Source organism: Achromobacter sp. FW305-C-13, assembly GCF_058783475.1.
This window is the reverse complement of sequence record NZ_JBYSYN010000003.1, coordinates 385,419-407,676: the sequence shown is the minus strand read 5'-3', so window position 1 is coordinate 407,676 and position 22,258 is coordinate 385,419. Positions and strand designations below refer to the sequence as shown.

23 protein-coding genes and 1 tRNA gene are annotated in these 22,258 nt (G+C 61.2%); 16 read left to right on the top strand and 8 right to left on the bottom strand.

Annotation, left to right across the window (positions count from 1 at the left end; all coding sequences use genetic code 11):
• Window positions 1–45 precede the first annotated feature (45 nt).
• The 8 genes from AC3WMU_RS20850 (at window position 46) to AC3WMU_RS20815 (ending at window position 8,118) form a co-directional block, all read left to right on the top strand.
• Window positions 46–1,617, top strand: coding sequence for an ABC transporter substrate-binding protein (locus AC3WMU_RS20850; protein ID WP_006223660.1), 1,572 nt, complete (start codon window positions 46–48; stop codon window positions 1,615–1,617).
• A gap of 52 nt (window positions 1,618–1,669) precedes the next feature.
• The gene (locus tag AC3WMU_RS20845) at window positions 1,670–2,605 is read left to right on the top strand and encodes an ABC transporter permease (protein WP_492282914.1); all 936 of its coding nucleotides are present in this window, start codon (window positions 1,670–1,672) and stop codon (window positions 2,603–2,605) included.
• A gap of 12 nt (window positions 2,606–2,617) precedes the next feature.
• Window positions 2,618–3,493, top strand: coding sequence for an ABC transporter permease (locus AC3WMU_RS20840; RefSeq protein WP_006223658.1), 876 nt, complete (start codon window positions 2,618–2,620; stop codon window positions 3,491–3,493).
• Between the two features lie 8 nt (window positions 3,494–3,501).
• Window positions 3,502–4,509 (top strand): ABC transporter ATP-binding protein, encoded by a 1,008-nt coding sequence (locus tag AC3WMU_RS20835; RefSeq protein ID WP_492282913.1) that lies wholly within the window; start codon window positions 3,502–3,504, stop codon window positions 4,507–4,509.
• Between the two features lie 8 nt (window positions 4,510–4,517).
• The gene (locus AC3WMU_RS20830) at window positions 4,518–5,525 is read left to right on the top strand and encodes an ABC transporter ATP-binding protein (RefSeq protein ID WP_492282912.1); all 1,008 of its coding nucleotides are present in this window, start codon (window positions 4,518–4,520) and stop codon (window positions 5,523–5,525) included.
• A gap of 22 nt (window positions 5,526–5,547) precedes the next feature.
• Entirely contained in the window at window positions 5,548–7,002 is a 1,455-nt protein-coding gene (locus tag AC3WMU_RS20825) for an N-acyl-D-amino-acid deacylase family protein (protein WP_492282911.1), read from the top strand.
• Window positions 7,003–7,092: 90 nt separating this feature from the next.
• Entirely contained in the window at window positions 7,093–7,725 is a 633-nt protein-coding gene (locus AC3WMU_RS20820) for a helix-turn-helix domain-containing protein (RefSeq protein ID WP_088587860.1), read from the top strand.
• Window positions 7,726–7,938: 213 nt separating this feature from the next.
• Window positions 7,939–8,118: a hypothetical protein gene (locus AC3WMU_RS20815; protein WP_006223653.1), complete on the top strand. Its 180-nt coding sequence runs from the start codon at window positions 7,939–7,941 to the stop codon at window positions 8,116–8,118.
• Between the two features lie 244 nt (window positions 8,119–8,362).
• Here AC3WMU_RS20815 and AC3WMU_RS20810 read toward each other — a convergent pair whose 3' ends face one another.
• From AC3WMU_RS20810 to AC3WMU_RS20785, 6 genes are all read right to left on the bottom strand, one after another.
• Window positions 8,363–8,812: a hypothetical protein gene (locus AC3WMU_RS20810; RefSeq protein WP_492282910.1), complete on the bottom strand. Its 450-nt coding sequence runs from the start codon at window positions 8,810–8,812 to the stop codon at window positions 8,363–8,365.
• Between the two features lie 419 nt (window positions 8,813–9,231).
• The gene (locus tag AC3WMU_RS20805) at window positions 9,232–9,693 is read right to left on the bottom strand and encodes a GNAT family N-acetyltransferase (protein ID WP_492282909.1); all 462 of its coding nucleotides are present in this window, start codon (window positions 9,691–9,693) and stop codon (window positions 9,232–9,234) included.
• A 182-nt stretch (window positions 9,694–9,875) separates the two neighbouring features.
• Complete coding sequence (locus tag AC3WMU_RS20800) at window positions 9,876–10,823, bottom strand: hypothetical protein (RefSeq protein ID WP_492282908.1); 948 nt, start codon at window positions 10,821–10,823, stop codon at window positions 9,876–9,878.
• 267 nt (window positions 10,824–11,090) lie between these two features.
• A complete protein-coding gene (locus AC3WMU_RS20795; RefSeq protein WP_492282907.1) occupies window positions 11,091–11,210 on the bottom strand; it encodes a DUF6988 family protein in 120 nt (39 codons plus the stop codon).
• Window positions 11,179–11,499, bottom strand: a complete 321-nt coding sequence (locus tag AC3WMU_RS20790) for a DUF6988 family protein (protein WP_492282906.1) — start codon at window positions 11,497–11,499, stop codon at window positions 11,179–11,181. Before AC3WMU_RS20790 ends, AC3WMU_RS20795 begins: the two co-directional genes overlap by 32 nt.
• A gap of 112 nt (window positions 11,500–11,611) precedes the next feature.
• Window positions 11,612–13,243, bottom strand: coding sequence for a hypothetical protein (locus AC3WMU_RS20785; RefSeq protein WP_492282905.1), 1,632 nt, complete (start codon window positions 13,241–13,243; stop codon window positions 11,612–11,614).
• Between the two features lie 819 nt (window positions 13,244–14,062).
• Here AC3WMU_RS20785 and AC3WMU_RS20780 point away from each other — a divergent pair.
• From AC3WMU_RS20780 to AC3WMU_RS20745, 8 genes are all read left to right on the top strand, one after another.
• A complete protein-coding gene (locus AC3WMU_RS20780) occupies window positions 14,063–14,539 on the top strand; it encodes a hypothetical protein (RefSeq protein WP_492282904.1) in 477 nt (158 codons plus the stop codon).
• A gap of 22 nt (window positions 14,540–14,561) precedes the next feature.
• A complete protein-coding gene (locus AC3WMU_RS20775; protein ID WP_492282903.1) occupies window positions 14,562–15,095 on the top strand; it encodes an AAA family ATPase in 534 nt (177 codons plus the stop codon).
• Between the two features lie 300 nt (window positions 15,096–15,395).
• Window positions 15,396–15,986, top strand: a complete 591-nt coding sequence (locus AC3WMU_RS20770) for a lipid-binding SYLF domain-containing protein (protein WP_492282902.1) — start codon at window positions 15,396–15,398, stop codon at window positions 15,984–15,986.
• Between the two features lie 211 nt (window positions 15,987–16,197).
• The gene (locus AC3WMU_RS20765; protein ID WP_492282901.1) at window positions 16,198–17,178 is read left to right on the top strand and encodes a helix-turn-helix transcriptional regulator; all 981 of its coding nucleotides are present in this window, start codon (window positions 16,198–16,200) and stop codon (window positions 17,176–17,178) included.
• A gap of 257 nt (window positions 17,179–17,435) precedes the next feature.
• Window positions 17,436–17,963, top strand: coding sequence for a paraquat-inducible protein A (locus tag AC3WMU_RS20760; RefSeq protein ID WP_492282900.1), 528 nt, complete (start codon window positions 17,436–17,438; stop codon window positions 17,961–17,963).
• Window positions 17,960–18,592, top strand: a complete 633-nt coding sequence (locus tag AC3WMU_RS20755; RefSeq protein ID WP_492282899.1) for a paraquat-inducible protein A — start codon at window positions 17,960–17,962, stop codon at window positions 18,590–18,592. Before AC3WMU_RS20760 ends, AC3WMU_RS20755 begins: the two co-directional genes overlap by 4 nt.
• Window positions 18,589–20,253: a PqiB family protein gene (locus AC3WMU_RS20750; RefSeq protein ID WP_492282898.1), complete on the top strand. Its 1,665-nt coding sequence runs from the start codon at window positions 18,589–18,591 to the stop codon at window positions 20,251–20,253. The genes AC3WMU_RS20755 and AC3WMU_RS20750 overlap by 4 nt, the downstream gene beginning before the upstream one ends.
• Window positions 20,250–20,876, top strand: coding sequence for a PqiC family protein (locus tag AC3WMU_RS20745; RefSeq protein ID WP_492282897.1), 627 nt, complete (start codon window positions 20,250–20,252; stop codon window positions 20,874–20,876). The genes AC3WMU_RS20750 and AC3WMU_RS20745 overlap by 4 nt, the downstream gene beginning before the upstream one ends.
• Before the next feature lie 90 nt (window positions 20,877–20,966).
• Here the strand turns inward: AC3WMU_RS20745 and AC3WMU_RS20740 are convergent.
• Both AC3WMU_RS20740 and AC3WMU_RS20735 read right to left on the bottom strand, forming a co-directional pair.
• Window positions 20,967–21,051: transfer RNA gene (locus AC3WMU_RS20740), tRNA-Leu, on the bottom strand.
• Between the two features lie 164 nt (window positions 21,052–21,215).
• Window positions 21,216–22,217: a Bug family tripartite tricarboxylate transporter substrate binding protein gene (locus tag AC3WMU_RS20735; protein WP_280025801.1), complete on the bottom strand. Its 1,002-nt coding sequence runs from the start codon at window positions 22,215–22,217 to the stop codon at window positions 21,216–21,218.
• Window positions 22,218–22,258: the final 41 nt, after the last annotated feature.

The window sequence follows — 22,258 nt, the reverse complement described above, 5'->3', positions numbered from 1 at the left end:
CATTGCCGCCCAGACCGGGCATCCAGAATGAGTAAGGGGATAACAATGATCAGACGTTTCAGCTTGCTGGGGGCCGCGGCGCTCCTGGCCATGAGCGCCGCCACCGGCGCGCTCGCCCAGACCAAGACCTTGCGCATGGTGCCGCACGCGGACCTGAAGACGCTGGACCCGCTGTTCAACACGGCCTACATCACGCGCAACCACGGCTACATGGTGTTTGACACCCTGTTCTCGCAAGACAGCAAGGGCCAGGTCAAGCCCCAGATGGTCGATACCTGGACCTCGTCCGAAGACGGCAAGACGTGGACCTTCACCTTGCGCCCCGGCCTGAAGTTCAACGACGGCACGCCGGTAACGGCCGAGGACTGCATCGCATCGCTGCAGCGCTGGGCCAAGAAGGACACCCTGGGCCAGGCGATGATGGCGGCCGGCGCCGAATTGGCCGCCACCGGCGACAACACGTTCACCCTGACGCTCAAGGAGCCCTTCGGCCTGGTGCTGGACGCGCTGTCCAAGCCGTCGGGCATGCCGCCCTTCATCATGCCCAAGCGGCTGGCCATGACGGACCCGAACACGCAGGTCACCGAAATGGTCGGCTCGGGCCCGTTCCTGTTCAAGCGCGATGAATGGGTGCCCGGCAACAAGGTCGTCTATGTGAAGAACCCCGCCTACGTGCCCCGCGCCGAGCCGGCCGACGGCCTGGCGGGCGGCAAGAACGTGAAGGTGGACCGCGTCGAATGGCTGTACATCCCCGACGGCAACACCGCCACAGCGGCGCTGATGAACGGCGAGGTCGACATGATCGAACAGATCACGCCCGACTTCCTGCCCGTGGTGGAAAGCAATCCGGACATCACCCTGAGCACGTCGGTTGCCTCGCAAGGCATGGTCATCGTCAACGCGCTGCATCCGCCGTTCAACAATCCGCTGGCCCGCCAGGCGCTCTACCACCTGGTAAGCCAGAAGGAAATGCTGTCGGCCATGGGTTACCCGGAGAAATACCGCGTCGACTATTGCGCCACCCTGTACATCTGCGGCTCGCCGCTGGCAACCGACGCCGGCGCCGCGCCCTACGCCAAGCCTGACCCGGCGCGCGCCAAGCAACTGCTGCAGGAAGCGGGCTACAAGGGCGAAAAAGTGGTGCTGCTGTATCCGACCGACCACCTGAGCGCGCCCGCCGTGATGGTGCTGGCGCAAAACATGAAGAAGGCCGGCATCAAGGTGGACGTGCAGTCGATGGACTGGGCGTCGCTGGCCGGCCGCCGGCTGAAGAAGGATCCGCCCGAACAGGGCGGCTGGAACATCTTCCTGACCTGGGGCGGCTACTACGACGCCAGCACGCCGGTGACCAATCCCTGGCTGTCGGCTGCCTGCGGCAACAGCCTGCCGGGCTGGCCCTGCGACAAGGAGCTGGACACGCTGCGCACCAACTGGATCCGCGAGACCGATGCCGCCAAGCGCAAGGAGATCGCTGCCCAGATGCAAGCGCGTGCCTACCAGACCGTGCCTTACGTCATGTGGGGGGAATTCAAGCCCGTCTTCGCCGTGCGCGGCCTCAAGCACACCGAGCTGATCAAGAACGGCATCCCGGTGATGTGGAACATCGAAAAGCCGTAAGGCAGACGCCGGGCGCATCGCGCGCCCGGCCGCAAGCCAAGGGGAATCCAGCGTGAAATACATCCTGCGCCGCATCGCGGCCGTCATTCCAGTCATGGCCGTCGTCGCGGTCGTGGTGTTCCTGCTGATCCACCTGTCGCCGGGCGATCCGGCTGCGGTGATCGCCGGCGACAACGCGACCGCCGAGGACGTCGAGAAAATCCGTCAGAACCTGGGCCTGGACAAGCCGCTGCCGCAGCAGTTCGTCATCTGGATCAGCCACATCGCCATGGGCGACCTGGGCACCTCGATGTCCTCGCAGATGCCGGTATCGCAACTGATTGGCCAACGCATGGGGCCGACCGTGTCGATCGCCCTCTTCACGATGCTGTTCGCCGTGCTCGTGGCAGTACCCCTGGGCGTGCTGGCTGCCTGGAACGCCGGCCGCTGGCTGGACCGCCTGGTGATGATCGGCGCGGTCTGTGCGTTTTCGGTGCCGGTGTTCCTGATCGGCTACAGCCTCGTCTATGGCTTTTCCATCAAGCTGGGCTGGCTGCCGGTGCAGGGCTACAAGCCCCTCGCGGACGGCCTTGTGCCGTATCTGCGCCACCTGGTGCTGCCCTGCCTGTCGCTGGGTCTGGTCTACATGGCGCTGCTGACGCGCATGACGCGCGCCACCATGCTGGAGGCCCTGTCCGAGGACTACATCCGCACCGCGCGCGCCAAGGGCCTGTCGTCGGGCCCCATCGTGTGGCATGCGTTGAAGAACGCCGCCAACCCCATCGTCACCACCATCGGCGTGGGCGTGGCCCTGCTGATCGGCGGCGTCGTGGTCACCGAAACCGTGTTCGCGATTCCCGGCCTGGGCCGCCTGACCATCGACGCCGTGCTGCGCCACGACTACCCGGTGATCCAGGGCGTGTTGCTGGTGGCCTCGGGCATCTACGTGCTGATCAACCTGCTGGTCGACCTGAGCTACCGGCTCTTCGACCCCCGCATCCGCTACTGAGAAGGGCAACGCATGAACACGACCACCCTCCCGCTTGCGATACCGCGCCCGCGCCTGCGCCGCGCCGTCCGGTCGCTGCGCCGCCATCCCATGCTGTATGTGGGCGGCGCGATCCTGCTGGTGCTGGCGGCCATTGCGCTGGCCGCTCCGTGGCTCGCCACCGTCGACCCGCAAGACATCAACCCGATGGCGCGCATGAAGCCGCCGTCGACCGAACATTTCTTCGGCACCGACGCGCTGGGCCGCGACGTGTATTCGCGCACCGTATGGGGCGCGCGCGTATCGCTGCTGGTCGGCATCGTGGTGGCCGTCGTCTCGACCGTCGCCGGCGTGATGCTGGGCATGCTGGCCGGCTACTTCCGACGCGTCGACGCACTCATCATGCGCATCATGGACGGCCTGATGGCCATTCCCGGCGTGCTGCTGGCGATTGCCCTGATGGCCACCCTGAAAGGCGGCCTGGGCACCGTGATCATCGCCATCGTCATCCCCGAAGTGCCGCGCGTCGTCCGCCTGGTGCGCGCGCTGGTGCTGACGATCCGCGAACAGCCGTACATCGAGGCGGCCGTGTCGGTGGGCACGCGCGTGCCGTCGATCCTGCTGCGCCACATCCTGCCCAACCTGTTCGCCCCCTTGATGGTGCAAGCCACGTTCATCGCCGCATCCGCCATCCTGACCGAAGCCGTGCTGAGCTTCCTGGGCGTGGGGATCCCGCCGCAGATTCCCAGCTGGGGAAACATCATGGCCGAAGGCCGCAATTTCGTCGCCGTGGCGTTCCACATCATCCTGTATCCCGGCCTGTTCCTGGGCGTCGCGGTACTGGCCGTCAACCTGGTGGGGGACGGGCTGCGCGACATGCTCGATCCCCGTCTGGCCAAAAAGCTGTAGGAGCGCCCATGCAACCCACCCCTGTCTTGCGCGTGCAGGATCTGACCACCTGTTTCGACGGCGACGACACGACCGTCGTCGCGGTCGACAAGCTCTCGTTCGACCTCCTGCCCGGCGAAACGCTGGGCCTGGTTGGCGAATCCGGCTGCGGCAAGAGCGTCACGTCGCTATCCATCATGCGCCTGCTGCGCGCCCCCGGCCGGGTCGCGGGCGGCCGCATCGAGTTCGACGGACGCGACCTGCTGGCCCTGCCCGAAAAATCCATGCGCGCCATCCGCGGCAACCAGATCTCGATGATCTTCCAAGAGCCCATGACCTCCTTGAATCCCGTGATCACGGTGGGCAAGCAGATCAGCGAATCGCTCATGCTGCACCAGGGGCTGTCGCGTCGCGACGCCCTGGCGCAGGCCGAGAAGCTGCTGGAGCTGGTGCAGATCTCGGACCCCGCGCGCCGCGTGCGCGAATATCCCTATCAGCTGTCCGGCGGCATGCGTCAGCGCGCCATGATCGCCATGGCGCTGGCGTGCCAGCCCAAGGTGTTGATCGCCGACGAGCCCACCACCGCGCTGGATGTCACCATCCAGGCGCAGATCCTGCACCTGCTGCGCGACATCCAGGCCCGCCTGGGCACGGCCATCGTGCTGATCACGCACGATCTGGGCATCGTCGCCCAGATGTGCCAGCGCGTCATCGTGATGTACGCCGGCCGCAAGGTGGAAGAAGGCAGCGTGGACGACGTGCTGGACCGTCCGCAGCATCCCTATACCCAGGCGCTGATCCGGTCGCTGCCCGACTTCGTCGACGGCCAGGACCACACGGCGCGGTTGGCCGAACTGCCCGGCATCGTGCCGGTCATGACGCCCGCCTCGCGCGGCTGCGCCTTCGCCGCGCGTTGCCCGCAAGCGCTGCCGCGCTGTACGGAAGAGGCGCCGCCCGCCATCGATGCCGGCAGCCGCCACCGCGTCTGGTGCTGGGCGCGCCTGTCCGAGCCGGCGCCTGTCGCCATGACCGCCTGAGACCCGCCATGAACCTTCACGACATTCCTCTCTCGTCCGCGGCCTCGGCCCGCACCGCCCCTGCCGCGGTGCCCATGCTGGAAGTCATCGGGCTGAAAAAGCACTTCCCCGTCGACAGCGGACGCGGCGCGAAAGTCCTGCGCGCGGTGGACGGCATCTCGCTATCCGTCCCGCGCGGCCAGACGCTGAGCCTGGTGGGCGAGTCCGGCTGCGGCAAATCCACCACCGGCAAATGCCTGATCCGCCTGACCGACCCCACCGAAGGCCGCATCCTGCTGGAAGGCGCAGACCTGGCGAAGATGAACAGCAGCCAGTTGCGCGCCATGCGCCAGCGCATGCAGTTCATCTTCCAGGACCCGTTCTCTTCCATGAACCCGCGCATGCGCGTGCGCGACATCATCGGCGAGCCGTTGCGCAACTTCGGCCACGACCGCGCCGCCATCCGCGAACGTGTTTCGCAGTTGCTGGCGCGCGTCAGCCTGCGTCCCGATGCCGCCGACCGCTATCCCCACGAGTTCTCGGGCGGGCAACGCCAGCGCATCGTCATCGCGCGCGCCCTGGCGCTGGACCCCGGCCTGATCGTCTGCGACGAACCGGTATCGGCGCTGGACGTCTCCGTCCAGGCGCAGGTCATCAACCTGCTGATGGACCTGCAGCGCGACCTGGGCCTGACCTACGTGTTCATTTCCCACGACCTGAGCGTTGTGCGCCACATCAGCCACCGCGTCGCCGTGATGTACCTGGGCAAGATCGTGGAAATCGGCACTCGCGACGCCATCTTCGACCGCCCTGCCCACCCCTACACCCGCGCCCTGCTGGCGGCCGTACCGTCGGCGCGCCAGGGCCAGCGCACGCCCGTCGAGGTCCTGAAAGGCGAAATCCCCAGCCCGCTGTCGCCCCCGTCGGGCTGCGCCTTCCGCACACGCTGCCCGATGGCGCAGCCGCGCTGCGCCGAAGAAACCCCTTTGCCCCGCGAAGTGGCCCCCGAACAGCAAGTCGCCTGCCACTTTGCCTGAACCCACTTAGCCGGAGATCCGCATGTCCCAGCCTGACGCCACCCCGTTTGACTACATCCTTGCCGGCGGCACCGTCATCGACGGCGCCAATACCCCCGGCCAGCGCGCCGACGTGGGCGTGCGCGGCGACCGGATCGCCGTCGTAGGCGACCTCTCCACCAGCGCCGCGCACCGCCGCATCGACGTCAGCGGCAAGGTGGTCGCGCCCGGCTTCATCGATTCGCACACGCACGACGACAACTACCTGCTCAAGCACCGCGACATGACGCCGAAGATTTCGCAGGGCGTCACCACGGTCGTCACCGGCAACTGCGGCATCAGCCTGGCGCCGCTGGCCCACGCCAGCCCGCCTGCCCCGCTGGACCTGCTGGACGAAGGCGGCTCGTACCGTTTCGCGCGCTTCTCCGACTACCTGGATGCGCTGCGTGCCACCCCCGCCTCCGTCAACGCCGCCTGCATGGTCGGCCACTCCACGCTGCGCGCCGCCGTCATGCCCGACCTGCAGCGCGAAGCCACGCCCGACGAAGTGCAGGCCATGCAGTCGCTGGCCGACGACGCCCTGGCCAGCGGCGCCATCGGCATCTCGACCGGCACCTTCTACCCGCCCGCCGCGCGCGCCACCACCGAAGAGATCATCGAAGTCTGCCGGCCGCTCAACACCCACGGCGGCATCTACGCCACCCACATGCGCGACGAAGGCGAACACATCGTCGCGGCGCTGGAAGAAACCTTCCGCATCGGCCGCGAACTGGACGTACCCGTCGTGATCTCGCACCATAAGGTCATGGGCCAGCCCAACTTCGGGCGTTCCCAGGAAACCTTGCCCCTGATCGAAGCCGCCATGGCAAAGCAGGACGTCTCGCTTGACGCCTACCCCTACGTGGCCGGCTCCACGATGCTGAAACAAGACCGCGTGCTCTTGGCCGGCCGCACGATCATCACCTGGTGCAAGCCGTTCCCGGAACTAAGCGGCCGCGACCTGGACGAAGTCGCCGCCGAACGGGGCAAATCCAAATTCGACGTGGTGCCAGACCTGCAACCCGCGGGTGCCATCTACTTCATGATGGACGAGCCCGACGTCCAGCGCATCCTGAAGTTCGGCCCCACCATGATCGGCTCGGACGGCCTGCCCCACGACGAACGCCCCCACCCGCGGCTGTGGGGCACCTTCCCCCGCGTGCTGGGCCACTACTCCCGCGACCTGGGCCTCTTCCCCCTGGAGACCGCCGTCTGGAAAATGACCGGCCTGACCGCCGCCAAGTTCGGCCTGGCCGAACGCGGCCAGGTCCAGCCCGGCTACTTTGCCGACCTGGTCGTCTTCGACCCCGCCACCGTCGCCGACGCCGCCACCTTCGAACGCCCCACCGAGCGAGCCGCGGGCATCCATTCCGTCTATGTCAACGGCGCGCCCGTCTGGGAAGACCAGGCCTTTACCGGCCAGCACGCCGGCCGCGTCCTGAACCGGACCCCCGCCTGAACGCAGGCCCACCCCTTACAATCCGGCGTAGACGCGGCAGGGCTTGCGGGCCCTGCCCCAGCCCTCAACCCCTTGATGCCAGATCGCTACATGGCCCAACCCGGCAATACATCCCCGCCCGAAATCGTCGGCAAGGAAGAAATGGGCGCTCGCCTGCGCGCCGAGCGCAAGGCCAGAAAGATGACCCTGCAGGCGTTATCGCAGGCCAGCGGCATCGCGGTATCGACGCTATCGAAGGCAGAGCTCGGGCAAATCGCCCTGAGCTACGAAAAGTTCGCCGCACTGGCGCGCGCGCTGGACATCGACATGACCCGCATGTTCATGCTGCGCGACGCCTCCCAAGCTGCCGTCGCCCCCACCTACGTCAAGAACAAGCTCAGCGACGCCCGCGACTACATCACGGAAAACTATCACTACCGCCTGCTGATGGGCGAATACCCCGGCAAGAAGATGCTGCCGATGGTGGCCCTGATCGATTCGCGGAAGGTGGTGGAGTTTGAGGACTATATCCGGCACCCGGGGCAGGAATTCGTCGTGGTGCTGTCGGGCAAAGTCCGGATCCAGTTCGAAAATGGCGACAGCGTCGTGCTCGCGAAGCTGGAATCGGCGTACTTCGACAGCAGCATCGGGCACGTTTACCTGTCGCTCAGCCGGAAACCGGCCGAAGTGCTGGCGATATGCAGCGATACCGAAGACGTTCCGTCCAGGCTGAAGGGGGGCTGAGGGGCTGCGGCTTCGGAATGCGGTTTTCCGCGTGCGCTGGCATATGGCTGTCACACAGGCCGGCCATACTTGTCGACAAGATGCTTGGGGAACCCGATCTGAGTCGGGCCAACTCTGGATATTCATATGAATGGTAAATCGTTGGGCTGAGCAAGAAGCCGGCTTACGATGCCTAGCATCTACTGGGCCCGGTGCCCGCAGGAATGCTCCGACATGCAACGCTTGATCTCCCCCATTTTGACCCGCCGCCCGGCACTACTCGCCGGCCCGCGTAGCGGCCGCCGCTATGACGCGGTGTATTCGCTGAAAGCCCATCGTGAAGCCCGGATGCTGAATGAATCCGCACAACGGATTCTGGCTGTTTCGGCCCGGTATATGTTGGCAGGCGCTTAAACCTGCTGTTTGTAGGGCTGGCGTTGCCTAGGCAATGCCAATGTAGAAATCCCGCTGACGCGTATCGTTTCAGCGGGATTTTTTATTGGGATTTTTGGCGCAACTGAGAAATCTATCGCCGATTGTTCCAACACTCGGATGGCGGCTTACGGCCAAATAGCGGACCACCCTAGAAATGACCAACAGACAGTGAGCGGGCGATAGTCCGCCAATGGGACGTCGGTGTCGACTGTGGTGTTAGCTCTCACCGTACCCTCACCACCGTGCTCTGACGTCCGAGTGATGGCGTTCCCTTGAAGGGAGGGCAATGCTGGTGCAGGAGGGCCTCGAAGCGTCGGTATTCCGAAACTAAAACGGCGCCGAACACTAGGCGTGCGTCCCTCAGTTCAGCGATGTTCGGTAGGCCGATATTACCGTTCTTGTGCCCTTGAACGTGGGCCTTGATTCGGCTAACTGGTGAGATGTCTTTGCCCCAGTAAACAGGGTACCAGTCAGGAAAGCCCGGCACTTGGGCTAGCCCGGTCTTGGGGGCTGCGGGCATGTGAGCCCAGATCCCGTACACGGCGGCAGCGGATTGCTGAATCGGGAACTCGCCCCCAATTTCAATAGCGCCGTACAGGCAGTCGTGAACTTTGAGCCCGTGCTCTGCAGCGAATGATTTCAAGAACTTTGGAACGAGCGCGACTTCTGGCATGTGAAACCTAATCTTGAGTGATGGGTGGCCTTTGACGAGCTGAAGATACAGTCACTACAGCCGCTTTGGTATGGTCGGAATCGTACCCCCACTTGATGGTAATACTGGTAGGGGGATCACCAAACGCAGCGCAGGGAGTCTGTTTTCGCCGCCGGCTGCACTCGGCCGTTAGGCGCCCATCCTGACGGGCTGCTTTGGGTCGGAAGCAGACCACCGAGATTTTTGCTGACGGCCAAAAGCGGTTGGCCAGAATTTCCCACGATCGCGCGTTCCAGGCTAGCTACCACCCGTAGAAATCCGAAATGATCCGTGAATAGGGTGCCAGCCGACCCTACTGCCGAGGCGCCGCTCTTTGTGCATGCGCAATGACGAGCCGCGTGCTTGCTTGAGTTGGATGGCCCCAGATCCGGCGTCGATTCTTATTCGAGGGTACGGAACTTCAGAAAGTGTTGGCCTTCGTATGTCAACTCACCAACAAATTGGAAGCCAAGCCTTGCGAGGCCTCTGAATCGTCGCCGGCTCGGAGGCAACATAATGCTTACCGGCCCGATGCCAAGTTTGTTCCGAAGACTCATGAAGTGGCGAAAAATCATTGGGCCTTGCCCCCAGTACTCGGGCAGCAGAACCAATGCGAGATCGGCCCCATCTTCCTCCATTTGAAAGCCACCCCAACCGGCAAAACTACCATCAATCCGTATCGACCACGGCCCATACCCGTTCTTTAACCATTGCACGTCTTTGCCCCTAACCCAGTCAGCTGCAGTGTCTTCGGTCCAGTTGCCTGCTGCCAGCGGCATGTGACGGACCACGTCGGGATGGTTCAACAGGCCCACCCAGTCCTCCGTCGGGACCTCGGACAAAGAGCAAAGCGAAAGCGTCATATTTCCTATGTCGGCGCCGTAAGAAATCCGGGCGTACGCTGGCCTTCCGAAAAATCGTGTCAGGCCATGATTTTGGTGGTGAAATTGGAGTCTGACACCATATTATTTACAATTCAATCGCACGTCTGTGATCAGTAGGCACTGATAATGTTGGCTGGTAAAGGGGTTGAGCCTCCACGAACTCACATTGGAGTGTCTTCAACCGATAGACGCGAGTCAAGTCTCTGTCTCGCTTCTTCTACTCTGAGGACCATTGAATCTTCCACGGTCATGTCTCTTCCGTGAACTAGAGCGTTCCGATACTTGACGAGGGCCAACAATTCATCCGCAAAATCTATGGGAATGAGCCGCTGCGATGCGAGGGCTTTTATTATTCTAGTCCTTGCCCAACGAGCGCGCGGGCTACGATATTCGGACGGATTCGATACTTGTTGAAGTGCAATATCATTTAAGGGGCGCGCGTAGAAGTGGCTTTCAGCATACTCCTCGAGCCGTCGCTCTATGGCGTTATAGCTAGTCAGGAACAACTCCAGATTTCCCTTTTCTGGACGATATTCATTCCCCGCGATTGGTATCGGCGGGGACTCTGTGGACGCAATATCTTGCTTTACAACCTCCTGCTTCACAATCTCTTCTTTAATTGACTCACTAGCGCTCAGAATCTTTTCGGGTCGCATTGCATCGACCACAAAGTACGCCGTCCATCCTAAGCTAGTGACGAATAGGGCAGAGGCGGTGTTAATTGCTATCGTCCCAATGAATAACGCATCAATTTCGCGGAGAGCAATTGACAACAGCGCACCGAAGATTGCCAGGCCAGAAATCAAAGTTATGACAAGCACACTACGGTGCTGCTGCATTTGAATGCGCTCAAAGATCTCAGCGAGAGATTCATCCTTGTCGATTTGGCGATCTTGCTGGTTTCGTAGGAAAGCATATCCAGCGATGGTCAACCCATAGATGCCTGCAATCACTTGAGCGGCAGACGAATAGATGTACAGGTTCTGATTCTCACTCAGTTGCAGAACAGGGAAGAACAATCCGATTAGATTCCACAGGACTACAACTCCGATCGTCAATTTGAGAGCCAAACCGCTGCGGATCGAAGTCTTGGCCGCGTGAATTTTCATTGTTATTGATTTTACTCAGAATCATCCCGAGACAATTCGGGTTCTATTTTCATAATGGCGCCGCAGGGCCAGACGGGCGGCCGGCTATCACGCTCGGACTACGACCAAGAATTATCAGTAACCTTAACATTCTAATTCACCACCATGAAGTGATTCAAGGGGCGCACTTCATGCTGCATTACCGACGGCTGTTCCGCTGCGACATTTCAAAATAATTTATCAGACTGCATTTTCGAATCTGTCGCCTTGAAATTGTAGCCTGACACCTTATCCGACACCATGGATGGGATGGATGCCGGCATGAGCGTAGGAATTCAGCGCCTTCCAGGAGCTCTCTTTGAAGCGAGATAGTGCGTCATAAGGCTTGGGGCGGTGCCTTCTCTGCAAGGTCCTGCATTATTTCAGCAGTCTGAGGCATGTTCTTCGCGGCTTGCTCTGATTCCAGCGACAGTTTGGTCGCCTGTTTCGAGATGTTAGTGTCGGGCGCGCTTACAGCAGCCACGGAGCGAGCAAGCGCCTTAAATTGGGTACGGTGAACGACAACGGGTAAGGGCAGCAGACCTAAACTAAGGAGCACGCTTGTTGAGTTCCAATGCTCCAGCGACGGAGAGCATGCAGTTTCGCTGGTTCTAATGCGGGGCGATTTGTCGAAGACAGGCACCGAGATGAGCGCCATCAGCTCTGCGGAAGTCTGCCCAGGACAGCCTCTCCGTCCCTAGTGCGGAACTGTCCGGAAGTGCGGCTCGTCTTCTGGCCCGGCCCAGACGGGCAACATCCCAGCCGCGGCATCAGCGCTTGGAACCAACGTCAATATCTAGGGTTCGCTCCGGCGTGATGATGCAGCGGGCGGCGAGTTCGTACTCCGCATTGAATGCGTTCTTACCATTAAATTCTAAACGTACGACCACGTTGCCATTTTGAGGCACCGTTCGTACTGATTGCCCCATGATGCGATGAAAATCGAGGGAACTGGGAATCAGATCATGGCGCGTCTTTGAGCGCGCGGCCCTTTCGCACATGTCCAATGCCTGATCCTCGGGCACCGCACGTTCCTGCTGTGTTAGGACTGGCTTTTGGGCCAAAATTTCAGATTTCTTCAGGTAAATTCGTTGCTCGTTGGTGCAATCGATAAAGAAGATTGGTTCCTTGCGCGTCGCCTTATCACTGACTTCCACCAGCTCAACAGAATCACACTTCACGCTGTCGATTGCCATCTCGGCCGCGCGACGACGCAATTTCTCAATCTCAGGCAGTTGACTCCCGAATTTGGCTACGGTTTTTGGGTAGCTATCTTTTGTATAGGGCGACAAGGCGTAATCCCGAATTTTCGCAGCATAGATCGCTTGCCGTTCCTTGGCAGCCCGCTCAGCCGCCTCGTTCGCCTGGAATGCTTCGTTCTTCTGCTGCCACTGGGCTCGCAACTCATCAAATTTGGCATCACCTACCGCTCCATACTTCGCTACCAGGTCGCCAGAAAGGCGCAAATCCCCTTTAGCCAGGAGTCCGGACATGTCCTTCATAATTTCCTCTTTGCGCACAGCAAACTCTTGCTTCAGCCTCGCAACCTCGTCGGCTTGCTTGCGTGCTTCTTTCTCATTCTCATCCCTTAGTTTCTCGGCTTGCAGCTTTGCCCAAAGTTGCGCTCGGCGCGCCTTCTCCGCCTGCAGAATCTCTTCATGCGCGACACGTTCATCCTGTTTAATGGACTCATATCGAAGCTGGGCTCCGTTGCTGGCGAAAGAGAGCAAGAGAGGCACACCAAACGTGATCAACGTCGCGCCGAGGCCTTTTATGTTCCACGCCAGCTTCCCATTCAGCGTTCCGATGAACCGATGCGCGACGGGCGGAATTAATGCGCAACCCGCAACTACCGCAACAATGCCGGAGGGCCAGTAGCCTGACGTTGAAGCGAAACGCAGTTGCAGGACTCCGATGAGGATAAATGCGCTGCCGAAGCCCCACCTTCCATACCGCGTCATTTCATCAAGGTGCACCTTGCGGGTCGGCACGAGAATATCGTCTACGTATCGTTCAATGTCGAAGTTTTCAGCCAATGCGTCCAGACTCACCAAATCATCAATCATTCGGGGACCCAGATCATTCAACACAGACTGACCACCTGATTCCAATAGGTACTTTGGCACTTTCGGCGAAACAACCAGGCGCAAGAACCTCTCGACCTCGTTTTCCCATTCGGACCGATTCAATACACCGTACCCCTCCCCGTGGACCATCGCCAGCTGGTTGTCCTTAAGTTCAGCGAAGTGCTCGCGGGCCGCCTCAACGACATAACTTCCGAGAATTATCGCGAGCCAGCGCGCGCGCTTTACCGGTTTGCTTGCATCGTGGATGAAGTAGAGAAAGACCAGATAGGCCAAGGTGACCAACATCGACACATACAGGATGGACATAATTTTCATTTGTAATATATTTTCATCGATTGTAGCCCCCTCCCCATCCGCTAAAGCCTTGACGCCGACGCCCGGCTAGTAAGCCGTTTGGAGAGCGAAGAACAAGTTTGCCTTTGTCGCGTCGATAAAACGGCGCAAGAAGGAGTAGTCGGTTCGTTTGAGCGTGGTCGGCCCGCCGCAAGCAGAGAGGTTTTTGCCTTATGTACTAGCGCCATGTCTTCGATGCGCGCAGTGGCCACCAGTGAGGGGCTATAGGTTGTCATAATTGCCTGCACTCGTTTCTCCTCCCCTGCTCCTCGTTCGAGTGCTTCGTCAAGCGTGCCTATGAAGTCGGCCTGCACAAGTCGGGGCTGATTCGCGACTTCGGTTCAATTGATGAAAATGAAGATTGGCTGTCAGAGCGGACTCTCAGCGCAACTCACGGAGCTCGGCCGCTGAGACCGTGGTTCTCACTGGGCGCTCTTGAAGTAGCGGACATAGACTGGCGAAGCTCGAACGACTGCAACGGGTCGAAAGCAGTCAGAAGGTCTCCCTCCGAGCCTGCGACAGCGTTCCTGGAGGAAATCGGGCCGGCGGTCCACATCCAAGAGATTGCAGACGTACGGAAGCGGCTTCCACCGCACGTTTCCGAATGGGATCTCGAATTCCGCGAGGACGAGTCCCACAATGGGCGCAAGTATGCGGATTGGCAGAACAAACAGGGTGGCTAACACGACGTTCAGCCCGCGTCTGTGCAACTCACCGCCGGACCACCCAATATGGCACCCGCGATCCGTGACGCATGTCTCGCCCTTAAAATGCACACACCGCCACCACGCATTACTCAACATGGCACTCGCACCGGAACCTTATACCCCGCGCGGAATCGCCCACATCGACACTTGGCGCACTGCTAACCACGCGATCAAGGTCTATGGCATCCATCGCGATTCCAATTGGGCCTCCCCTATTCTCTCCGATGCCGTCATCGCCTCGGCGCGCGCCGCCGTACAAGATGTGCTGACCACCCAGGCCCGCGACGAGCGTAGCTATGGGCTGGGATTCTGCATCGTGCACGTCGGAGAGGAAGCCGTATGGCTGCTGGTGGATTGGTGGATCTCGGGCGGGATCGTGTGCCAGCAGATGCTATCAGCGCCTCTGGCGCAACCGGACCGGTTCACGCCGGTGAGCACACCGGCGTTGGCGTGCGTCTGGGAACTGGTCGTCACGGCGCATGAGCGCAACGCTTGGGTGCGGCACATGCTGACCGCCAAGCCCAACCCGCCTGCGTACCTTGAAGACATATTGCCTGCGGGCCCGTATTGAAAATCCACTTTTACGGCACGATATGTTCAGCCCCAAAGAAATACTCGTCCTGACAGGGCCACCCGGTTCTGGCAAAACGACCGCGGCGAACATCATTACGCAACTGCCAGGCAGTCCAAAGGTCCACCTGCATGCGGACGACTTTTGGCGTTTCATCAAGACGGGGTCGATCCCGCCTTGGCAAACCGAAGCCCACGGCCAGAATGCCACGGTGATAAACGTCTTGGCCCAGGCGGCGGCCGGCTACGCCAACGGCGGCTACTTCGTGTTGGTGGACGGCATTATCGGGCCGTGGTTTCTCGACGCTTTCCGCGGCCTGGGGGTGGCCCTGCATTACATCGTGCTTCTTCCGGATCTTGCGGAGGCAATCAGGCGCTGCCAGGAACGGGGCGGGGACACGCTGACGGATCCTGCTGCGATTTCTGCGCTGTTCCAGCAGCTCAAAAACTTGGGCGCACTGGAAGCCCATGTCCTGTCCGTCGAAGGTCTGAGCGTTGACGACACCTGTGCCGCCATCGGCAAGGCGGTCGATAGCGGGCGCTTCCGATTACGCTGAGTCGAACGATGACTTGAGCACGATTTTCGGCTCATATTTTTGGATACCGCGACATTAGTAATGCCTGACCGGTATTAATTCTGGATATCGACCCATCTCGCAACAGAGCGGGAATCTAGCGTAGATTAAGCCAATAATTCATCGACGTCTTGCCATTTGGCGCCAAATAAAAAACAGGAAATTGGCTCGATAAAAAAATGCGAGCAAAGCTTCAATAGGCCCTATTGACAAGCATTACCTCGGTCTGAATACTCGCTGCGCGCCGATTTATCAGGCGTATAACGAAACCCGAGGTCTTTCATGTTCATGGCAAGTCGTAAACACGTGGATTGTGTTCGCAGTCGCTTATCTCTTTATCTGCAGTCGGCCTTGCTGGTGTTCGCCTGCGCACTGGCTCCAACGGGCGCAGCCTTTGCCGATTCTGCGCTGGCGATCCGCAATGATTCCGCAAGCGCGTTGCAACACCTTTACGCTGCCGAGCCAAGCACGAAAGAACTGGGTGAGAAGGCGGTGGCGGTGCTGGTTTTTCCCAAGATCTACAAGGCCGGCTTCGTTGTTGGCGGCGAACACGGGCAAGGCACCCTGTTCAAGGGTAAAGAGCCTATCGGCTATTACGAAATCTCCGCCATGTCCCTGGGCCTGCAGGCAGGTGCCCAGACGTTCGGCTATGCGCTTTTCTTCATGAACCAGAAGTCGCTGAACTATCTCGAAAAGAGCGATGGCTGGGCGTTGGGCAGCGGCCCGAGCTTGGTCGCCTGGGATAAATCCGTGGCTTCCAGCCTGTCTACCACCACCTTGTCCCAAGACGTTTTTGCCGTGCCCTTCGGCGCCCAGGGCTTGATGGCGGGCATGGGTCTTGAAGGCTCCAAGATTTCTAGCATCACCCCCTGACGACATCGACGGCAGGGAAGAGACGCGTCGGCGGCGGACGCCGCCGTCTCCTTTTTTGCACCGGTTTGTCTCACCTGGATTTTTTTCAATTCCTCCCGAAGGAGCGCGATGTAAATTCGCCCACGATTTCTCGCAAATCGATGCGTAGGGCAAACAATTTTCTGCAGAGGTGGAGCGTCCGGCAATCTGGCTGACGGTAAAGCCTGGATCCATGTCGAACGCCACCCCGTCCATCAAACTCAGAAGCTTCCTGCACATCAGCCCCTACCTGGCCAGTCGGGGCGTCTCTCCGCTTGAATTCTTTCAGCGCGTGGGAGTTTCTCCGAATATTTTCCAAACCCCTGATATCTGGCTTCCACGCACTCTGTGCTTTCAGATCGCCAACGACATGGCGGCCATCGCAGGTGACTCCTTTGCCGGCGCCTACGTCGGCCGCTTGATGGAGTTGGGTTCACTCGGCGCATGGGGGCATCTGGTGCTGCGGTCGGCGAATGTGGCCCAGGCCTGTGCCATGGCAGCGCTCAATGCGGAAATGCTGCATCAGGGCGGAGAAGTCCGCATCGTCACGGAAGGTCGCACGACGCGGCTGATCCATCGTTTCACGGGCCCGCTGGAAGCAGATCCGCAGCAGTTCATTCTGGGAAGTCTCGCGGTGCTTCGCAAGGTGCCGCTGATGTCCGGCGAACCCTCGGCCATACGCGTTCACTTGCAGAGTTCGCGAACCCGGGGCGATGACGCGTTGGAAGAATGCCTGGGCCCCCACATCGAAACCGGGGCCGACTACAACATGATCGAATTCGACCGCGACTTGCTTGAAGCGCCGCTTCGACCATTGAAGGACGACTCTCACAAGATCACGCAGGCGCTGCAGTCGACGGTCGATACCGCAGGACTGCTGATCGAGCGGATTTCGGAGCAAGATGACATCAACCTCAGATCCGTCGCGAAAGAAATCGGCATGTCTGCCCGGACGCTGCAACGGCGGCTTAAGTACAGCGGGGTCGATTTCGAAGACTTGCGAGACGAGACCCGCCGTAGCGAGGCGCTTCGGTTGATCCGGCTGGGCAAGTATTCCGCGACCGAAATTGCCTACATGGTCGGGTATAGCGATCCGGCGCATTTCACTCGTGCCTTCAAGCGTTGGACGGGCCATACCCCGTCCCATTTTCGTTCGGCGCAACGCGAACGTTAGTACTGGCTAAGCACTTTGGCATCGAATGGCAAGCCCGGGCGCAGCATCTTCTGTAGCCTCGCGGGGCTGCGCTAGCGGGCAACTCAACAGCGGCAGTCGGTTGCAAGGCGCAGGCCTTCGCAAGGCAACAGCACGGTTATCCATTCAAAGACATGAACGTTTATCCACACTTGGTGGCCTGCGAACATTGCGACAGCGTGTACCAGCGCTGCACGTTGGCGGCAGGCGAGGTCGCGCGCTGCCGTCGATGCGACGCCGTGCTCCAACGCGCCAACCCGATGGATGTGAATCGGTGGCTGGCGTTGACCCTCACGACAGCGGTCGTATTCGTGATCGCGAATGTCTGCCCCGTTGTACGCATCAGCCTGAACGGAACGCACAGAGAGGCGACGCTGTGGGAATTCGCGTGGTCCCTCGCCCAGGGCAGCGTGGCGCCCCTTGCGATCATCGCCGCGCTGGTGATCATCCTGGTGCCGCTTGCGCAGATTGTCCTGCTTGCATGGGTGCTGCTTTATGCGCGAGTTGGCCATCGCGCGCCGGGTTTTTCCCGGGCCTTGCGGATGCTGGCGCTGTTGCGGCCATGGAGCATGGTCGAAGTCGGCATCCTCGGCATCCTGGTGGCGATCATCAAGCTGATCAGTCTGGTGGAAGTCACTCTGGGCGCGGGCGTCTGGGCGACCGCCGCCCTGATGGTATTGCTGACCGTGATTGCCCATCGAGACCTTGCTGCGCTGTGGGATCAGACCGAAGGCGATCCGGCATTGCGAAGCGGCATCGCGGCATGAGCAGACAGCCCTTCGCAAGCGATTTGTCGATCGTCGGCTGCCACACCTGCGGCCTGGTTTGCGACCTGGATGCGTCCGGGCGAACGCAACAGTGCTCTCGCTGCAGCTCGACGCTCCACGATCGCCGTCCCAACGGTATTGCGCGCGCCTGGGCGCTGCTGCTGACAGCCGTCATCTGCTACATCCCGGCCAATGTGCTGCCCGTCATGCACACCAGCCTGCTGGGCAGGGGCAGCAGCAGCACCATCATGGAAGGCGCGGTGGAGTTCTGGACATCGGGCTCTTACGGCATCGCGTTCGTGATTTTCATCGCCAGCGTGGCGGTGCCTTGCGCGAAATTCCTGATCCTCGGGCTGTTGCTCTCGACCTCCCAACGGCGTAGCCGATGGGCGACGCGAGAGCGCGCCAAGTTGTACCGCATGGTGGAGTTCGTCGGGTACTGGTCGATGCTGGATGTGCTGGTGGTGGCCGTGGTGGCCGCGCTGGTGCAATTCCAGGGCCTCACCGACATCTCTCCACGCGCCGGCATCCTTTTCTTCGGCATGGTCGTGATTTTCACCATGCTGGCGGCCATGTCGTTCGACCCCCGACATATTTGGGATGGTGAAATCAATGGTGGTGATGAATGAATGATGCTTCCCGGGAGCTCCACGGGCTCGATGCTCCTACGGTGATACCGCGCAAAAAATGGCGGATCTCGCTTATCTGGCTGGTGCCCGTCATCGCCGCGCTGATCGGCCTTTCCATGCTGGTGCAAACCTGGATGACCGAAGGCCCCGTGATCAGTATCACGTTTCGCACGGCCGCCGGCCTGGAAGAGGGCAAGACCTTGGTGAAGTACAAGGACGTCAACGTGGGCACGGTGACGGCGATCGGCTTGAGCGAAGACGGTTCCCGGGTGGTCGCAACGGTCGCGCTGGATAAGGATGCCGCGAGCCTGGCGCGTGAGGACTCCCGGTTTTGGGTGGTGCGCCCGCGCATCGGCATCGATGGGGTTTCCGGCGTGGATACGCTGCTGTCCGGGGCATATATCGGCGTTGACCGAGGGCAATCGACAGAGCCCGGCAAGGAATTCACGGGCCTGGAAAGCCCACCCACCGTCATCGGCGACACACCTGGCCGGTCTTTCGTTCTGCATACCGAAGATCTCGGCTCGCTGGACGTCGGTTCCCCTGTCTACTACCGACGGATCCAAGTCGGCCGTGTCGCGTCGTACCAGTTGGGCGAGGATGGCAAAGCGGTCGCCCTGCGCCTCTTCGTCAACGCGCCCTACGACCGTTTTGTCACTACGGAAACGCGCTTCTGGAACGCCAGCGGGGTGGACGTCTCGCTCGGTGCGGACGGATTCAAGCTGCAAACGCAATCGATCGCCACCATCCTGGCGGGGGGTGTGTCCTTCGGAACGGCCCCAGGCGTGGCCGGCGAGCCTGCAGCAGAAGATTCGACCTACGAACTGGCCAAGGATCAGCAGGCCGCGCTGGCCCCGCCCGACGGGCCGTCGCAGACCGCCTATCTGGTCTTCGAGCAATCCTTGCGCGGCCTGACCATTGGTGCGCCCGTGCAGTTCGATGGCATGGACCTGGGCAAGGTCATCTCCATCAAGCCGGATTACGACCCCGACCGACGTCGCTTTCAGTCCAAGGTCGGCGTTGTGGTTTATCCGCAGCGGCTGGGCGAGATCATGGAGAAAATGCCGGCCGTCGACGGCACCGAGGAAGACCGGCTGGTGCACATGCTGCAAGAAATGGTGGCGCACGGCCTGCGGGCTCAGGCAAGGACAGGAAACTTGCTGACCGGCCAGCTTTACATCGCCCTGGACTTCATCCCGAATACGCCCAAGGTCGTTTTTGATCCGCAACGTCGTCCGATAATGCTGCCCACCGTCAGCGGCAGCTTCGACCAATTGCAGGAGCGGGTCGCCAGCATCGTGGGCAAGATCGACAAGATGCCTTTGGACAGCATTGGCCGAAATCTTGACGCGTCCTTTGCCAACCTGAATAAAGCGCTGCAGCAGGTCAACGGCCTGGTCCTGCCGCAGGCCACGCAGACCCTGCGCCAGGCCCAACAAACCATCGGCGCCGCGCACGGCATGCTTGCCGAAGATGCCACGTTGCGGCAGAACCTGGGCCAGGCCCTCCAGGAAATCCAGCGCGCCGCGCGCTCGGTACGCACCTTGACTGACCTGTTAAGCCGCTATCCCGAGGCGATGGTGCGAGGCCGCCCCAAGAACGCCACCCTCGAGGCTTCCACAGAGCCGCCAGCCCGCACGATGGAGACTCCCCAGCGATGACCCGACCTATTCGTATCAGCCTCCTCGCCCTGACCCTGGCGCTGGCAGCTTGCAGCGCGTCTACGCCTGTCCGCCATTACACCTTGCTCACCCCTCAGGGGGACGTGGCACCTCAGGGGCTGCCAGCGCGCTTCGTGGTCGACGTGCTGCCCGTGACGTTGCCGGAGTATCTGAATCAACCCCAACTGGTGGTCAGGCAAGACGACAGCGGCATGCTCGCCGTCCTGGATGACGAGCGGTGGCTGGGGCCGTTGGACGAAGAGATACGCAACGCCTTGTCGGCGCAGTTGGTCGATCGCCTGGGCACCCAGGACGTCGCCGGCCTGACCTTGCCCAGCGACGGGCAGGTGATCAGGGTGAAATTGCAGATCCGCCGGTTTGACGCGTGGCCGGGCAAGCGGGTGCATCTGGAAGCAGGTTGGACCTTGGGGGATGCGCGGGCCCCTGGCAGCGCCAAGCTGGTCTGCCAAGGACGCTTCGAGGAACCCGCGGCTGCCGGCTATCCCGCGCTTGTGCAAGCGCAGCAGCGCTTGATCGCGGCGTTGGCCGAACGGATCGGCCAAGACGCGACGACATGGTCGGCCTCGCGCCAGTCGAAATGCGGGGCCGCGCAGATGTCCTAGACGGACTGCTCCGCCCCCAGAAGCAAGAAAAGCAAAAGCATAAAGCCCGCTGAAACTTGACGTTTCAGCGGGCTTTTTACGAGGAATTCTTGGTGCCGACGGCGAGACTCGAACTCGCACAGCTTTCGCCACTACCCCCTCAAGATAGCGTGTCTACCAATTTCACCACGTCGGCAAATCCAAACCAGAAAAGCATGCCTTCCTGGAAAGTCGAGCATTCTATCACGCAATTAGGCGTTCTGGCGAGTCGGCCCCATTTTTGGGCCTGACCTTCCCCTCAGCCAACCGGGTGCCCGGGCGGGAACCGGGCGGATCGCCGCCCTGCCCCGCCTATGGCAATCAGTTGATCTGCAGGTTCGTCGCCTTGACGACTTCTCCCCACTTGCGGGTTTCGCTTTCCATGAAGGCCTTGAATGCTTGCGGCGTGTTGGGCGGCGGGGGCATCAAAAAGCCGTTGGTCTGATAGTTGGCGGCCAGGGCGGTGTCCGAAGTCAGCGCCTTGTTGATGGCGGCGTTCACCTTCAGCACGATTTCGGGCGGGGTGCCGGCCGGCGCAAAAAGGCCGAACCAGGCCGCCACGTCGAAGCCTTCCACGCCGGATTCGGCAATGGTGGGAATTTCCGGCGCGAAGGGCACGCGGGCCGCTGTGGTCACCGCCAGGCCAGTCAGCTTGCCGGCCCGCACATGCGGCAGCAGCGGCGGCAGGTTGTCGAAGATGGAGTCCACCTGCCCGCCCAGCAAATCGGCCACGGCCGGGCCGCTACCGCGATAGGGAACGTGCAGGATATCGATGCCGGTCTTCATCTTGAACAGCTCGCAGCCCAAGTGCGCGGACGAGCCGTTGCCGGGCGACGCGCAGGTCAGTTTGCCGGGGTTCTTCTTGGCATAGGCGATGTATTCCTGCACCGACTTGACCGGCACGCTGGCATTGACGGCCAGGATGTTGGGCACCACGTTCAACAGCGCGACGGCGTCCAGGTCCTTGAGCGCGTCGTACGACATCTTGGAATACAGCGACTGGTTGATCGCCGTGGAAATCGACCCGACGAACAAAGTGTAGCCGTCGGCCGGAGCGCGGGCGACGGCTTCGGCGCCGATGTTGCTGTTGGCGCCCGGCTTGTTTTCCACAATGAAGGTCTGGCCAAGTTCCTTGCCCAGCACGTCCGCAATCATGCGGGCGCTGATGTCGGTCGTGCCGCCCGGGGCATAGCCCACCACCAGCCGGACAGGCTTCGCCGGATAGCTGTCGGCCTGGGCCTGGGCCTGGACCTGCACGTGGCCCGTGGCCGCGCAGGCCAGCAACGCAGCCATGCCGGCCATTTTGAAATTCATCTTCATCATGTCTCCTCCTGTTGAAAGCGGATCGGCGCACGGCAATGGGT

Bases quoted from the DNA above. Each gene is read 5' to 3' on its own strand.
- AC3WMU_RS20850 (WP_006223660.1), top strand. From the start codon at position 46: ATGATCAGACGTTTCAGCTTGCTGGGGGCCGCGGCGCTCCTGGCCATG.
- AC3WMU_RS20840 (WP_006223658.1), top strand. From the start codon at position 2,618: ATGAACACGACCACCCTCCCGCTTGCGATACCGCGCCCGCGCCTGCGC.
- AC3WMU_RS20835 (WP_492282913.1), top strand. From the start codon at position 3,502: ATGCAACCCACCCCTGTCTTGCGCGTGCAGGATCTGACCACCTGTTTC.
- AC3WMU_RS20830 (WP_492282912.1), top strand. From the start codon at position 4,518: ATGAACCTTCACGACATTCCTCTCTCGTCCGCGGCCTCGGCCCGCACC.
- AC3WMU_RS20825 (WP_492282911.1), top strand. From the start codon at position 5,548: ATGTCCCAGCCTGACGCCACCCCGTTTGACTACATCCTTGCCGGCGGC.
- AC3WMU_RS20820 (WP_088587860.1), top strand. From the start codon at position 7,093: ATGGCCCAACCCGGCAATACATCCCCGCCCGAAATCGTCGGCAAGGAA.
- AC3WMU_RS20815 (WP_006223653.1), top strand. From the start codon at position 7,939: ATGCAACGCTTGATCTCCCCCATTTTGACCCGCCGCCCGGCACTACTC.
- AC3WMU_RS20810 (WP_492282910.1), bottom strand. From the start codon at position 8,812: ATGCCAGAAGTCGCGCTCGTTCCAAAGTTCTTGAAATCATTCGCTGCA.
- AC3WMU_RS20805 (WP_492282909.1), bottom strand. From the start codon at position 9,693: ATGACGCTTTCGCTTTGCTCTTTGTCCGAGGTCCCGACGGAGGACTGG.
- AC3WMU_RS20800 (WP_492282908.1), bottom strand. From the start codon at position 10,823: ATGAAAATTCACGCGGCCAAGACTTCGATCCGCAGCGGTTTGGCTCTC.
- AC3WMU_RS20790 (WP_492282906.1), bottom strand. From the start codon at position 11,499: ATGGCGCTCATCTCGGTGCCTGTCTTCGACAAATCGCCCCGCATTAGA.
- AC3WMU_RS20785 (WP_492282905.1), bottom strand. From the start codon at position 13,243: ATGAAAATTATGTCCATCCTGTATGTGTCGATGTTGGTCACCTTGGCC.
- AC3WMU_RS20780 (WP_492282904.1), top strand. From the start codon at position 14,063: ATGGCACTCGCACCGGAACCTTATACCCCGCGCGGAATCGCCCACATC.
- AC3WMU_RS20775 (WP_492282903.1), top strand. From the start codon at position 14,562: ATGTTCAGCCCCAAAGAAATACTCGTCCTGACAGGGCCACCCGGTTCT.
- AC3WMU_RS20770 (WP_492282902.1), top strand. From the start codon at position 15,396: ATGTTCATGGCAAGTCGTAAACACGTGGATTGTGTTCGCAGTCGCTTA.
- AC3WMU_RS20765 (WP_492282901.1), top strand. From the start codon at position 16,198: ATGTCGAACGCCACCCCGTCCATCAAACTCAGAAGCTTCCTGCACATC.
- AC3WMU_RS20755 (WP_492282899.1), top strand. From the start codon at position 17,960: ATGAGCAGACAGCCCTTCGCAAGCGATTTGTCGATCGTCGGCTGCCAC.
- AC3WMU_RS20750 (WP_492282898.1), top strand. From the start codon at position 18,589: ATGAATGATGCTTCCCGGGAGCTCCACGGGCTCGATGCTCCTACGGTG.
- AC3WMU_RS20745 (WP_492282897.1), top strand. From the start codon at position 20,250: ATGACCCGACCTATTCGTATCAGCCTCCTCGCCCTGACCCTGGCGCTG.
- AC3WMU_RS20735 (WP_280025801.1), bottom strand. From the start codon at position 22,217: ATGATGAAGATGAATTTCAAAATGGCCGGCATGGCTGCGTTGCTGGCC.